This is a genomic window from Streptomyces yangpuensis (assembly GCF_024666385.1).
Taxonomy (GTDB): Bacteria; Actinomycetota; Actinomycetes; order Streptomycetales; family Streptomycetaceae; genus Streptomyces; species Streptomyces yangpuensis.
Window position 1 is genome coordinate 6,867,733 of the sequence record NZ_CP102514.1, and the last position, 12,973, is coordinate 6,880,705.

Annotated in this window: 12 protein-coding genes; 7 read left to right on the forward strand and 5 right to left on the reverse strand. The window is 72.4% G+C overall.

The annotated features are described in order from the left end of the window. Nucleotides 1–103 precede the first annotated feature (103 nt). Complete coding sequence (locus NRK68_RS31115) at nt 104–520, forward strand: ATP-binding protein (protein ID WP_183064500.1); 417 nt, start codon at nt 104–106, stop codon at nt 518–520. A gap of 114 nt (nt 521–634) precedes the next feature. Here NRK68_RS31115 and NRK68_RS31120 read toward each other — a convergent pair whose 3' ends face one another. From NRK68_RS31120 to NRK68_RS31140, 5 genes are all read right to left on the reverse strand, one after another. Next, entirely contained in the window at nt 635–877 is a 243-nt protein-coding gene (locus tag NRK68_RS31120) for a DUF6296 family protein (protein ID WP_183064501.1), read from the reverse strand. Nucleotides 878–987: 110 nt separating this feature from the next. Next, nucleotides 988–1,584 carry a copper chaperone PCu(A)C gene (locus NRK68_RS31125; protein ID WP_257857408.1) on the reverse strand — a complete coding sequence of 199 codons (597 nt, stop codon included), beginning with the start codon at nt 1,582–1,584 and terminating at the stop codon, nt 988–990. Continuing rightward, entirely contained in the window at nt 1,581–3,947 is a 2,367-nt protein-coding gene (locus NRK68_RS31130; protein ID WP_257857409.1) for a heavy metal translocating P-type ATPase, read from the reverse strand. The genes NRK68_RS31125 and NRK68_RS31130 overlap by 4 nt, the downstream gene beginning before the upstream one ends. Then, nucleotides 3,944–4,243, reverse strand: a complete 300-nt coding sequence (locus NRK68_RS31135) for a hypothetical protein (protein ID WP_257857410.1) — start codon at nt 4,241–4,243, stop codon at nt 3,944–3,946. Before NRK68_RS31135 ends, NRK68_RS31130 begins: the two co-directional genes overlap by 4 nt. Before the next feature lie 160 nt (nt 4,244–4,403). Further along, nucleotides 4,404–5,351 carry a methionyl-tRNA formyltransferase gene (locus tag NRK68_RS31140; RefSeq protein ID WP_257857411.1) on the reverse strand — a complete coding sequence of 316 codons (948 nt, stop codon included), beginning with the start codon at nt 5,349–5,351 and terminating at the stop codon, nt 4,404–4,406. A 273-nt stretch (nt 5,352–5,624) separates the two neighbouring features. On the opposite strand from NRK68_RS31140, the gene NRK68_RS31145 reads away from it, so the two are divergent. The 6 genes from NRK68_RS31145 (at nt 5,625) to NRK68_RS31170 (ending at nt 12,971) form a co-directional block, all read left to right on the forward strand. After that, nucleotides 5,625–6,989 carry a lysine N(6)-hydroxylase/L-ornithine N(5)-oxygenase family protein gene (locus tag NRK68_RS31145; protein WP_183064505.1) on the forward strand — a complete coding sequence of 455 codons (1,365 nt, stop codon included), beginning with the start codon at nt 5,625–5,627 and terminating at the stop codon, nt 6,987–6,989. 22 nt (nt 6,990–7,011) lie between these two features. After that, on the forward strand, nt 7,012–8,073 hold the full coding sequence (locus NRK68_RS31150; protein ID WP_257857412.1) for a FecCD family ABC transporter permease: 1,062 nt from the start codon (nt 7,012–7,014) through the stop codon (nt 8,071–8,073). Beyond that, nucleotides 8,070–9,131 (forward strand): FecCD family ABC transporter permease, encoded by a 1,062-nt coding sequence (locus tag NRK68_RS31155; RefSeq protein WP_257857413.1) that lies wholly within the window; start codon nt 8,070–8,072, stop codon nt 9,129–9,131. The genes NRK68_RS31150 and NRK68_RS31155 overlap by 4 nt, the downstream gene beginning before the upstream one ends. A gap of 39 nt (nt 9,132–9,170) precedes the next feature. Further along, nucleotides 9,171–10,046, forward strand: a complete 876-nt coding sequence (locus NRK68_RS31160) for an ABC transporter ATP-binding protein (protein WP_257857414.1) — start codon at nt 9,171–9,173, stop codon at nt 10,044–10,046. A gap of 76 nt (nt 10,047–10,122) precedes the next feature. Then, nucleotides 10,123–11,181, forward strand: a complete 1,059-nt coding sequence (locus tag NRK68_RS31165; RefSeq protein ID WP_257857415.1) for an iron-siderophore ABC transporter substrate-binding protein — start codon at nt 10,123–10,125, stop codon at nt 11,179–11,181. Nucleotides 11,182–11,183: 2 nt separating this feature from the next. Beyond that, entirely contained in the window at nt 11,184–12,971 is a 1,788-nt protein-coding gene (locus tag NRK68_RS31170; protein ID WP_257857416.1) for an ABC transporter ATP-binding protein, read from the forward strand. Nucleotides 12,972–12,973 lie beyond the last annotated feature (2 nt).

A 12,973-nucleotide genomic window follows, 5' to 3' on the forward strand; every position in this document is an offset into this window, starting at 1 on the left:
GGACGAGTGAAGCGGGAACGGACCGGGCAGGCGTACACCGGAAGCGCAACTCCGGATATGTCCTGGAATGCGACCTTTCTCTATGACTCGGGAGAGCGGGTTCATGCCTCTCCAACTGAGACTGCACCTCGACCTGCAAGGCCGGAGCGCCGCGGCACAGGCCCGGCGCGCGGCCCGCGGGCACCTCGTCATGGCGGCCGAGAGCGACGGTGAGTACCTCCCGCCCCTTGCCCTGGACACGGCGCTCCTGCTGATCAGTGAGCTCGTCACCAACGCCGTCCGCCATACGGGCGGCGGCTGCCTGCTGGAGGTCCGCCTCGCCTCGGAGGGCATCGACATCGAGGTCACCGACACCAGCGACGAGGAGCCGGAACCCAGACGCCCCGACCGGCGCGGCGAGGGCGGCTGGGGATGGCACCTGGTCAACCGGCTGGGAACCGACGTGGCCATCCGCCACCACGCGGCGGGAGGCAAAACGATCCACGTCCGCGTGCCGCGCGAGGGATTTGCCGCGCAGTGACGTCGCCCCCCGGCGGGGCAGGCGGGGCAGGCGGGGCAGGCGCGGCAGGCGGGACGGTGCGGACCCGCGCGAGGGCTCCCCCGAGGGCTCCGCGTCCCGCGTCACGGCCCCGCGTCAGGGCACGGCCCGGGCCCGCAGGACGCGGGCCGGCTGCTGGCCCCCGCTCGTCGCCAGCACCCGTACCTCGCCGCCGCTGCTGATCTCGGCCCGGACGATACCGGTGGCGTCCTCGTACACGGGATGCCCGCCGGGTCCTGCCGCGCTGGTGCGGGTCATCCGGACCACGTCCTCCCCGACGCCGTCCGCCGCGGCGAAGACCACCTCGTAGGCTTCCGCGTCCCCGTGCACCGTACCCATGGCCGGCCCTCCTGCCGTGACATCTGCCGTTCGCCGGCGGTGGCCGACTTCCCACCTGCCACGCTAAGCCCGCCCCGCCGCTCTGTCCTGACGGCCCGCGCGCGACGGCCTCAGCCGGCCGGCCGCACCACGAACGCCACGGCGTCCACCGCTCCGCTGCGCCGGAAGTGCAGGACGAACGGGATGACATCACCCACCCGGTGGCGGGCCTTCACCCGGATCGTCAGGTCCAGGGTGGCCGGTGTCATCACGAGGAAGTCGCCCGCCGGGATGTTCGCCGACGGGACCGCCCGCGCCCGCACCGCGTCGCCCGCCTCCCCGCCGCGCTCGTGGCGGTTCAGCACGATCCCGTCGGCGGCCGGTGAGGTGACCGACACCAACTGGTCGTCGGAGTCACCGGTGTTGGCGATCCGGAAGAAGGCAGCCGTGTGCTCCTTCCCCGCCTGCGGGACCAGGACCCGGCCCACGCCGACGTCGATCCGCGCGGGGCTGCCCGCTGCCCCCGCCTTCGTCCAGGCCGTCAGCCCCACCAGCATCGTCAGACAGGCCATCACGGGAACCAGCACGGGGAGCAGCACGCCGGGCAGTCCGTCGCGCAGGCTCCGACGGCCGGGCATGCGGCCTTCCGCCGCCGTCACGGCCCGGTACACCGCCCGGTGCACGGTCCTGCGCACCGCCCTGTCCATCTTCCGCAGGAGGCCACTCATCGACGGGCAGCCTTCCGGACGGGGGCGGTGAGGCGTTTCGGCGCGGGATGCCAGGTGCGCAGGCGCAGACTGTTGGCCACCACGAGCAGCGAGCTCGCGGACATCGCGGCGGCGGCGAGCATGGGGCCCAGCAGCCCCACGGCCGCCAGCGGGACGGTCACCGCGTTGTAGCCGAACGCCCAGACCAGGTTGAGCCGGATCGTCGCCAGGGTGCGGCGCGCGAGGCGGACCGCGTCGGCGACCGCCTCGATGTCGCCTCGTACGAGAGTCACGTCGGCGGCGCCGATGGCCACGTCCGTACCGCTGCCCATCGCGATCCCGAGATCGGCCTCCGCCAGGGCCGCGGCGTCGTTGACCCCGTCCCCGATCACGGCCACCCGGCGGCCCCCGCCGCGCAGCTCCCGTACCAGCGCCGCCTTGCCCTCCGGCGTGCAGTGGGCGTGGACCCGCGTGATGCCCAGCTCACGGGCGACGGCCCGCGCGGGCGCCTCCCGGTCGCCGGTCGCCAGGACCGGTTCCACGCCGAGGCGCCGCAGCCGGTCCACCGCCCGGTAGCTGCCGGGCCGCAGGACGTCGCCCAGCGCGATGAGCGCCTCGTCGAAGCCGTCCACCCGGACCAGGACCGGGGTGAGCGCGGCGGCCTCCGCCCCGGCCAGCGCCTGCGCCAGCGAGGCGGGCAGACCCTCGCCCGGAGTGCGCACCTCCACGCGCCGGCCCTCCACGATTCCCGTCACGCCGCTGCCGGGCACGGCCAGGAAGCCGACGACCCCCGGCAGCGGGCCCACGGCGGCGCGCTGCGCGTACGAGAGGACCGCCCGGCCCAGCGGGTGCTCGGAGCCCTGCTCCACCGCCCCGGCCAGCCGGACGGCCGCGTCCCGGCCGATCCCTCCGGCCGTCTCCGTGACCCGTACGACGGACATGTGACCGGTGGTGAGGGTGCCCGTCTTGTCCAGGACGATCACGTCGACGTGCCGCAGGGCCTCCAGCGCCTGCGGCCCTCTGACCAGGATCCCGAGGCGGGCACCGCGGCCGGTGGCGGCCATGAGCGCGGTGGGCGTGGCCAGGCCCAGAGCACACGGGCAGGCCACGACGAGGATCGCCACCGCCGCGGTCACGGCCGCCTGGGGGTCGGCTCCGGCGCCGAGCCAGAAGCCGAGCACGGTGACGGCCAGGGACAGCACGGCCGGGACGAATACGCCCGCCACCCGGTCGGCGAGGCGCTGGGCCCGCGCCTTGCCCGCCTGGGCCTCGGTGACCAGGTGCGTGATCCGGGCCAGCCGGGTGTCGGCGCCGACCGCCGTGGCCTGTACGAGCAGCAGCCCGCCCATGTTGACGGCGCCGCCCACCACCGCCCGGCCGGGGCCCACCTCGACGGGGTCGCTCTCCCCGGTGATCAGCGACAGGTCCAGGGCCGAATTGCCGGAGACCACGACGCCGTCGGTGGCGACCCGCTCCCCGGGCCGGACCACGAAACCCTGCCCCGGCACGAGTTCCGCTATGGGCAGGCGGCGTTCCCGGCCGTCCTCGCGCACGGTCACGTCCTTGGCGGCCAGGCCGGCGAGGGAGCGCAGGGCCGCACCCGTGCCGCGCCGGGCGCGTGCCTCCAGATGGCGGCCGGTCAGCACGAAGAGGGGAACGGCGACGGCCGCCTCCAGGTAGATGTGCGCGACCTCCGTTCCGGCCTGCGGGAGGAGGCTGAACGGCATCCGCATGCCGGGATCACCCGCGCCTCCGAGGAACAGCGCGTACAGGGACCAGGCGAAGGACGCCATGACGCCGATCGAGACGAGGGTGTCCATGGTGGCCGCAGCGTGCCGCAGCCCACGGGCCGCCCGTACGTGGAACGGCCAGGCGCTCCAGACGACCACGGGGGCGGCCAGGACGAGGCACAGCCACTGCCAGTTGCGGAACTGCAGGGCGGGCACCATCGACAGGACGAGGACGGGCAGGCAGAGGAGTGTGGTGATCAGCAGGCGTTCGCGGTCCTGGCGTGCCTCCGCACGGGTCGGACCGGCCGGGTCGTCGGGGTCCTCGGGGTCCCGGGGGTCGTCCGGCCCGGTCGGAGTGCCGGGGGCACCGGACGGACCGGGGCCGGTGGCGGCCGGCCGGGCGGTCCGCGAGGCGGGCGGCGGCACCAGCTCCGTCTCGTATCCGGCCCGTTCGACCGCCGCCAGCAGTTCGCCGGGAGTGACCTCCGCCGGGTGGTGGACCCGGGCCCGGCCGGTGGCCAGGTTGACCGAGGCCGTCACCCCGTCGATGCGGGACAGCCGCTTCTCCACCCGGTTCACGCAGGCCGCGCAGGTCATGCCCCGGACGACGAGGTCGGTGGTCACCCCGGCGACCGTGCCGCTCTCCGGTGTCATCGCCCACCGCCGCTCATGCCGCCGCTCATGCCGGTCATGCCGCCCATGCCGCCGCTCATGCCGCCCATGCCGCCGCTCATGCCGCCCATGCCTCCGCGGCCGCCCGGCTCGGCGGAACCCGCGTCGCCGACGGTGCTCCGCATGCCGGGCGCCACCGGACCGGCCGCCGCCCCCACCCCGTACGCGAGGGCGAACATCGCGAGGAGCAGTACCACGAAGCCGGTCAGCGCCGGAGGAGGGCCCCACCGCCCCGTGATCGCGGGCGCCTGGACTGCGGACTGCTGTTCTTCGGCCATCGACATTCCCTGATCCGAGGATTCGCTCACGGAGCCACCGCCCCGCCCGTTCCGCGGAGGTGGTCGGATGCGATCCCCGTCCGGTTCCCGTGGATCCCGGGCCGGTTCCCGGGCGGTCGGTCCGTCCGGCGCACCCCGGCCGTGGCGCTTCGGGGGAGGGTCAGGGGCGGGCTGTCAGGTAGCCGCCCATGGAAGTGAAGTACTCGGTCGCGGGCAGCTCGCGGCCGTCCTCGGTCCGCACCCGGGTGATGGCGAGCCCGTGGTTGCGGCCGGAGCGGGCGTCGGCGCCCGCCACGATGACCACGCCGTCGCCCTCGCGGTAGAAGACGCGGCCGGGCGTGCCGCCGTACCGGCCCTGCGACACGAATGCGGCCAGGACCTCGATCCGCCTGCCGCGGTGGAAGGTGAACGCGCTCGGGTACGGCTCGGACTGGGCGCGCACCAGGCGGTCCAGCTCCTGGGCGGACCAGGTCCAGTCGATGCGGCTGTCCTCGACGGAGCGCTTGTGGAAGAAGCTCGCCTGCGACCGGTCCTGGCGGACGAACTCCCGTCGGCCGGAGGCTATGAGGTCCAGCGCGCCGACGGTGACCGGTGCGATGAGGTCGACGGTGCGGTGGAAGAGGTCGGTGGCGGTGTCCTTCGGCCCCACCGGTACGGCCTCCTGCCGGACGATGTCCCCCGCGTCGAGCTCGTCGTTCATCATGTGGGCGGTGACGCCCACCTCGGTCTCGCCGTTGATCAGCGCCCAGATCAGGGGCGAGAAGCCGGCGTACTTCGGCAGCAGCGAGTCGTGCACGTTCAGGGTGCCGTGGCGCGGGAGGCCGAAGACGCGCGGGGGCAGCCAGGTCCGCCAGTTGTTGGCCACGATGATGTCCGGGTCCGCCTCCTTCAGGCGCGCGAACAGTTCGTCGTCGTCGGGGCGGTTGCGGAGCAGTACCGGGACCCCGTGCTCCTCGGCGAGGTCGGCGACGGAGTCGCTCCAGATCTTTTCGTAGACGTGCTCGCTCTTGGGATGCGTCACGACCAGAACCACGTCGTGCTCGGAATCCAGGAGGGCTTGCAGGGTGCGGTGCCCCCAGGTCTGGTAACCGAACATGACGACCCGCATGGGGTTCCTCCTCAGCGCAGGGGGTTGGTCATGTCGAGTAAAGCAAGGCTTGCCTAAGCCTGCAACGGCCCTTATCTGCAAGGGAGTTGAAGATCACCCGGAAGGGTGACCGCCTGTTTTGCCTCTCGACAGCACCCTCTGGATCAGCTTAGCCTTACCTAAGTCTCATGGTCGTGGCTCTGTCGGCATGCCCTCCTTGCGTGCCGGCCGACACCCGACCGACGGCCGCCCGTCCCCACGGCGGGAAGGCCGCCCTCGCAGGATGGGAGTGACATGGCACAGGTTCGTCCTGGCGAAGCCCCGGTGGTCCACGACCTCATTGGAATCGGCTTCGGGCCGTCCAACGTGGCCATGGCCATCGCGGTCAGCGAGCACAACTTACGCGTCGGCGGGCGGGAAGCGCTCAACGCCCGCTTCTTCGAACAGCAGCCCCGCTTCGGCTGGCACCGCGGCATGCTCATCGACGACGCGACCATGCAGGTGAGCTTCCTCAAGGACCTGGTGACGCTGCGGAACCCGGCGAGCGACTTCAGCTTCCTCTGCTACCTCAAGAGCAAGGGACGGCTGGTCGACTTCATCAACCACAAGAACCTCTTCCCGCTCCGCGTGGAGTTCCACGACTACTTCGAGTGGGCCGCGGACAAGGTCGACGCCATGGTGTCCTACGGGCACGAGGTCGTCGGGATCACCCCCGCGACCCGGGGCGGAGTGGTGGAGCACCTCGACATCACGGTCCGGTCCGGGGAGGGACTCGCACTCCACCGGGCCCGCAACGTCGTCATAGGAACGGGCCTGCGCCCCTTCATGCCCGACGGTGTGGAACGCACCGACCGCGTCTGGCACAACTGCGACCTGCTGACGAAGGTCGACGGCCTGGACGGCGCCGCCGCCGCGCCCTCCCGGTTCATCGTGGTCGGCGCCGGGCAGAGCGCCGCCGAGAACGTCGCCTACCTCCACCGCCGCTTCCCCGGGGCCGAGGTCTGTGCCGTCTTCTCCCGTTACGGCTACAGCCCCGCCGACGACAGCGGTTTCGCCAACCGCATCTTCGACCCGCAGGCCGTGGGCGAGTTCTTCGCGGCGCCGGAGGACGTCAAGCGCCGGCTCATGGACTACCACGGCAACACCAACTACTCCGTGGTCGACATCGACCTGATCGACGACCTCTACCGGCAGATGTACCAGGAGAAGGTCCTGGGCACCGAGCGCCTCCGCTTCCTCAACGTCTCCCGGCTGACCGACGTCCGGGAGACCCCGGCGGGCGTCCACGCCACCGTGCAGTCCCTCGTCACCGGTGAGGAGACCCGCCTCGACGCGGACGTCGTGGTCTTCGCGACCGGATACCGCCCCGCCGACCCCCTCGGCCTCCTCGGCGACGTCGCCGAACGCTGCCTGCGCGACGACGCGGGCCGCGTCCGGGTCGAGCGCGACTACCGCATCGCGACCGATCCCGCCCTGCGCTGCGGCATCTACGTACAGGGCGGTACGGAGCACACGCACGGCATCACCTCGTCCCTGCTGTCCAACACCGCCGTCAGGGTGGGCGAGATCCTCGACTCGCTCCTCGGGCGGGGCCTCACATCCGGTGCCGACGAGGTCCGCACGGTCGCCGGGGGCACCGGCAGCACCGCCGCCCGCTGACGAAGGGATGACGTACGGCGACATGGGCACGCTTGCGCTCGAACGCCCCGTGCCCACGGGCACGACGAGGGCGCGGAAAAGGCGGGTGGTCGGTTCGCTCGCCCTCGTGTTGATCCTCCTGACCGCGATGGTGGTGTCGTTGGGTGTCGGTGCGCGCGGGCTGACTCCGTCCGAGGTCTGGTACGGGCTGACCGCCGGGCCCGGCGGCGCGGACCCCCGGCTCACCGAGATCCGGCTCATCGTCCAGACCGTCCGGATCCCCCGTACGGTGCTCGCCACCGTCGCCGGAGTGGCACTGGGGGTCGGCGGGGCGCTGATCCAGGGCTACACGCGCAACCCGATCGCCGACACCGGCCTGCTCGGCGTCAACGCGGGGGCCTCGTTCGCCGTGGTCTCGGTGATCGCCGTCTTCGGCTTCGCGAACCCGTTCCAGTACGTCTGGTTCGCCTTCGCCGGGGCGGCGGTCGCCGGCGTCGTCGTGTTCGGGCTGGCGAGCATCGGCCGGGGCGCCGGCAACCCGTTGACGCTGGCACTGGCGGGACAGGGGGTCACCGTGTTCCTCGCGGCCATGACCACGGCGGTCGCCCTGTCCGACAAGGCGTCGCTGAACGCACTGCGCTTCTGGAACGCGGGCTCGGTGGCCGGCGTCGGCTTCGGGGTCATCTGGCCGGTGACCGCCTTCGTCGCGGCCGGGCTGGTCCTGGCACTGACCACGCTGCCCGCCGTCAACCTGCTCAACCTCGGCGACGACGTGGCCAGGGGCCTGGGGGTCAACATCGCACTGAACCGGACCGTCGGCATCATCGCCATCACCCTGCTGGCGGGGGCCGCGACGGCGGCGTGCGGCTCCATCGCGTTCCTCGGGCTCATGGTCGCCCACGTGGCCCGCTACCTGACCGGGCCGGACTACCGGTGGCTCGTGCCGTACGCGGGCCTCCTCGGCGCCATCGTCCTGCTGCTCTGCGACATCGCCGGGCGGCTGCTGGTCCGGCCGGGGGAGCTGGACGCGGGTGTCGTCGTGGCCCTCCTGGGCGCCCCCTTCTTCGCGGTGCTGGTGTGGCGCGGAAAGTTCAAGAGCGCATGACCGGGACACAGGTGAAGCCTTCGGTGGCTCCGGGTGTGCGGCTCGGCCGGGTGTCGTTCGTCTGGCGGCCGTGGCTCGTCTGCGTCACCCTCCTGCTGGCGGCGGCGGTGTTCCTCCTCTTCTGCCTGTCCATCGGCGTCGGGGACTTCCCAATCGGCCTTCCCCAGGTGATCGCCACGATTCTGGGCCGGGGCGAGCAGGTGGACGAGTTCGTGATCATGGACCTGCGCATGCCGCGCGCCCTGGCCGGGTGCGTCGTGGGCATCGCGCTGGGCATGTCCGGGGCGATCACCCAGTCCATCGCGCGCAACCCGCTGGCCAGCCCGGACATTCTCGGGATCACCTGGGGCGCCGGTGCGGTCGCGGTGTTCCTGGTGACGGTGTCGGGCGGGACCGCCACGGCGGTCGTCAACTCCGTGGGCCTGTCGGGGGCAGCCCTTGCGGGTGGTCTCGGTACGGGGCTCCTCGTGTACCTCCTGGCGTGGCGGCGCGGGATCGACGGCTTCCGGCTCATCCTCATCGGCCTGTCCGTGAGCGCGGTGATGGAGGCGATCACGACCTGGCTGCTGGTGACGGCCGACATCAGGGACGTGGCCCGGGCGCAGGCCTGGCTCATCGGCTCGCTGGACAACCGCTCGTGGGACGACGTGCGGGTGGCGCTGTGGTGCACGCTCGCCCTGGCGGCGGTCGTCGCGGGCGTCGCCTTCCAGTTCAAGCCGTTGCACCTCGGCGACGACGTGGCCGCGGGCCTGGGGGTCCGCTTCACGGTGGTGCGTGCCGTCCTGCTGCTGTGCGCCGTGCTGCTGGCCGGCGTCGCGGTGAGCGCGGCCGGACCGGTCTCCTTCGTCGCGCTGGTGGCACCGCAGGTCGCGATGCGTCTGGCGAGGTGTCCGACGCCGCCGCTGGTCGCCTCGGGCCTGACCGGGGCCCTGCTGCTGATCGGCGCGGACCTGGTCGCCCGTACGGCGCTGCCGATGACCCTGCCGGTCGGTGTCGTCACCGCCGCGATCGGCGGTCCCTTCCTGGTCCACCTCCTGGTGCGGGCCAATCTTCGTTGATCGACACATGTTCGGGCAGGCACGGACCGAGGGGGAAGCGTGGCCGTTGAGTACGCCGCCGGGAGCGCGGCCGGGGGCGGGGACACCGCACGGCTGGCCGCCAGAGGGGTCACGGTCGGGTACGGGGGCCGGGTCGTCATCGACGACCTGGACGTGGTCGTCCCGCCCCGGGTGATCACCACGATCATCGGCTCCAACGGCTGCGGGAAGTCGACGCTGCTGCGGACCCTGTCGCGGCTGCTCAAACCGGCCAGGGGGACCGTCGTGCTGGACGGCGAGGACATCGCCGGACTCAGGACCCGGGACGTGGCGAGGAAGCTCGGTCTGCTGCCGCAGGCCCCGGTGGCCCCGGAGGGTCTCACGGTGGCCGACCTGGTGGCCAGGGGCCGGCATCCGCACCAGAGCTGGCTGCGGCAGTGGTCGTCGGACGACGCCGCGGTCGTGGAACGCGCGCTGGCCATGACCGGGGTGTCCGACCTGGCGGACCGTCCGGTCGACGCCCTGTCGGGAGGCCAGCGCCAGCGCGTGTGGATCTCCATGACGCTGGCCCAGGGCACCGACCTGTTGCTGCTGGACGAGCCGACCACGTACCTGGACCTGGCGCACGCCATCGACGTGCTCGACCTGGTGGACGACCTCCACGAGTCCGGATGCACCGTGGTCCTCGTGCTCCACGACCTCAATCTGGCCACCCGTTACAGCGACAACCTCATCGTGATGAAGGCGGGAGCCATCCTCGCTCAGGGGCACCCGCGGGACGTGATCACGGCCGAGTTGCTGCACGAGGCCTTCGGGCTGCGTGCCAAGGTGATCGACGACCCGGTGGGGGACAGGCCGCTCATCGTGCCGATCGGCCGCGCCCATGTGAGGCCGGATCAGTTGGACAAAGATACGGTTCAAGTAAGGCTAGGCTAGCCTCACTTGGGCGCGCTACTGTGTGGCTGCCCTCGGCCGGGGGCGCAATGGACAGCACGAAAGCAAGGGATTGCGGATGCTTCTCCATCGAACGTCAGTCACGAACCCCTGGGCGCGGTCCGCGGTGGCGGTGTCCGCCGCGGCGCTCGGGGTCGGCCTCCTGGCCGGATGCGGTTCCGACCCGGCGGACCCGGCCGAGAAGAAGGGCGGTGACGCCCCGGCCGCCGCGGCCGGCACCTTCCCGGTCACCGTGGAGCACGCGTTCGGATCCACGAAGATCGCCAAGGCCCCCCAGCGGGTCGTCTCCGTCGGCTACACCGACGACCAGGCGATCCTCGCCCTCGGCATCAAGCCGGTGGGCATGGTCGACCAGTACCCCAACCCGCCCGGCACAAGCCCCGACATCAACACCCAGTGGCCCTGGACGAAGGACAAATGGGGCGACACCCGCCCCGAGGTCGTCATGAACAACGGTGACGCCGGCCCGAACTTCGAGAAGATCGCCGCCCTGCGCCCGGACCTGATCGTCGCGGTCTACTCCGAGATCGACCAGGCCGCCTACGACAAGCTCTCCAAGATCGCTCCGACAGTGGGCCGGACCAAGGCCGAGAAGGAGCCGTTCAGCGCCCCGTGGCAGGACAACGCGGTCCACATCGCCAAGGCCCTGGGCCAGGAGACCAAGGGCACCGAACTGGTCAAGGGCATCCAGGACAAGCTCGACGCGGCCAAGAAGGCACACCCCGAATTCGCGAACCGGACCGCCGTCGCACTGTCCTGGTACAAGGACTCCGTGGCCCCCTTCACCACCACCGACGTACGCGGCCGGCTGGTGACGGGCATCGGCTACCAGGGCCGGACGGAGATCGACAAGATCGCCGACGGCAAGTTCTACACCACGCTCTCCCCCGAGCGCATGGACCTCGTCGACGTCGACCGCATCTTCGTCATCGCCGACAAGGCGGACCAGGAGGCACTGAGGAAGTTCGAGCTGTTCACCAACCTCAACGCGGTCAAGAACGGCAAGGTCTCCTACCTCCTGGACAGTGAGGGCCCGGCCGTCGGCGCGGCCATGTCCCAGAGCACCCTGCTCTCCCTGCCGTACGCGATCGACGAACTCGTCAAGTCGGCCGGCTGAGTGTGAGCGCCACGGACACGCTCGTCGCCCGGGCCACCCTGCGGACCACCACCGGACGCGAGGCCGCCCGCTGGGTCGCCGCGCACTGCCGGGAGGTGCCCTGGCTGACGGCCGCCACCGCCTTGACGACGGTGGCCGGGGCCGCCCTCCAGGTGCTCCCGCTGCTCCTGCTCGGCCGGGTCGTCGACGGGGTGGTCGCGGGCGGACCGCGCTCGATCCTGGTCACCACGGGCGTGCTGATGGCGGCCGCCGCGCTCCTCGGCGCGGCGGCCACCGCCCTGTCCACCTACCTGGTCGGCCGGCTCGGCGCCGACCTCCTCGCCCGGCTGCGGGAAGGCGCCGTCCGGGCGGTCCTGGGCATGCCGAGCGCCCGGATCGAACAAGTCGGCCGGGGAGACGTGCTCTCCCGCGTCGGCGACGACGTCGCCGTGCTGTCCAGGGGCATCCGCACGGCCGTCCCCACCGTGTTCTCGGCGGGCGTGCTCGTCGTCATCGCCACCCTCGGCATGTTCGGCCTCGACTGGCGGCTCGGCCTGGCCGGAGCCGGCGCACTGCCCGCGTACGCCCTCGCCCTGCGCTGGTACCTGCCCCGCTCCGCCCCGCTCTACAAGCAGCAGCGGGCCGTCCAGGCCGACCGCGCGCAGGCGCTGATCAGCGGACTCAACGGGATCGACACGGTCCGCGCCTACCGTCTGGAGGGCGCCGTCCGGGAGAAGGTCACCACGGAGTCGTGGCGGGTCCGCGAACTCGGCATCGACGTGTTCCGTCTCTTCGGCCGCTTCGTCGGCCGGGAGAACCGGGCCGAGTTCATCGGACTGGTCCTCATCATCCTCGTCGGGTACGCCCTGCTGGAGGCCGACGCCGCCACCCTCGGCGAGGTCTCGGCGGCCCCGCTGCTCTTCCACCGGCTCTTCACCCCGCTGGGCTCCATCATGTTCACCTTCGACGAGGCACAGAAGTCGGGCGCGAGCCTGACCCGGCTCGTCGGGGTCCTCGGCGAGGACGCCCAGGACCGGCTCGTCGGCACCCCGGGCGTCGCACCGGCGGCCGGGGCGCCGTACCCGGTGACGGTCAAGGGATTGACCTTCAGCTACCCCGGTACCGAGCAGCCCGTCCTGAGGGACGTCGACCTGACCATCCCGGCCGGCGGCTCCCTCGCCCTGGTCGGCGCGACCGGCGCCGGCAAGTCGACCCTGGCCGCGCTGATCGCGGGCATCGGGACCCCGCAGGCCGGATCGGTCCGCATCGGACCGACCGACCTCGCCGGTCCGGACGAGGCCGGGGCCCGGGCCCTGGTGAGCATCCTGACCCAGGAGACGCACGTGTTCTCCGGCCCGCTCGCCGACGACCTGCGGCTGGCCGCACCGCAGGCCACCGACGCCGAGCTGACCGAGGCCCTGCGCACGGTCGGCGCGGACGGCTGGGTGGACGCCCTGCCCGACGGCCTGCGGACCGCGGTCGGGGAGGGCGGCGAACGCCTGGACGTCACGAAGGTCGCCCAGATCGCCCTCGCCCGGCTCGTACTGGCCCGCTCACCCGTGGTGGTGCTCGACGAGTCCACGGCCGAGGCGGGCAGCGAGGGCGCGGCCGAACTGGAACGGGCCGTGCTCGCCGCGTGCGCCGGCCGCACCACCCTGTTCGTCGCGCACCGGCTGACCCAGGCCATGGCGGCGGACCGGATCGCCGTCCTCGACGCCGGCCGCGTCGTGGAGCACGGCACGCACGAGGAGTTGGTGGCCCTGGGCGGCCGGTACGCGCGACTGTGGCGCGCCTGGCGCGAGGGAAGCTAGCC

What these genes read in the sequence shown, in the direction of transcription:
- NRK68_RS31115 (WP_183064500.1), top strand. Translation starts at nt 104, where the DNA reads ATGCCTCTCCAACTGAGACTGCACCTCGACCTGCAAGGCCGGAGCGCC.
- NRK68_RS31120 (WP_183064501.1), bottom strand. Translation starts at nt 877, where the DNA reads ATGGGTACGGTGCACGGGGACGCGGAAGCCTACGAGGTGGTCTTCGCC.
- NRK68_RS31125 (WP_257857408.1), bottom strand. Translation starts at nt 1,584, where the DNA reads ATGAGTGGCCTCCTGCGGAAGATGGACAGGGCGGTGCGCAGGACCGTG.
- NRK68_RS31130 (WP_257857409.1), bottom strand. Translation starts at nt 3,947, where the DNA reads ATGACACCGGAGAGCGGCACGGTCGCCGGGGTGACCACCGACCTCGTC.
- NRK68_RS31135 (WP_257857410.1), bottom strand. Translation starts at nt 4,243, where the DNA reads ATGGCCGAAGAACAGCAGTCCGCAGTCCAGGCGCCCGCGATCACGGGG.
- NRK68_RS31140 (WP_257857411.1), bottom strand. Translation starts at nt 5,351, where the DNA reads ATGCGGGTCGTCATGTTCGGTTACCAGACCTGGGGGCACCGCACCCTG.
- NRK68_RS31145 (WP_183064505.1), top strand. Translation starts at nt 5,625, where the DNA reads ATGGCACAGGTTCGTCCTGGCGAAGCCCCGGTGGTCCACGACCTCATT.
- NRK68_RS31150 (WP_257857412.1), top strand. Translation starts at nt 7,012, where the DNA reads ATGGGCACGCTTGCGCTCGAACGCCCCGTGCCCACGGGCACGACGAGG.
- NRK68_RS31155 (WP_257857413.1), top strand. Translation starts at nt 8,070, where the DNA reads ATGACCGGGACACAGGTGAAGCCTTCGGTGGCTCCGGGTGTGCGGCTC.
- NRK68_RS31165 (WP_257857415.1), top strand. Translation starts at nt 10,123, where the DNA reads ATGCTTCTCCATCGAACGTCAGTCACGAACCCCTGGGCGCGGTCCGCG.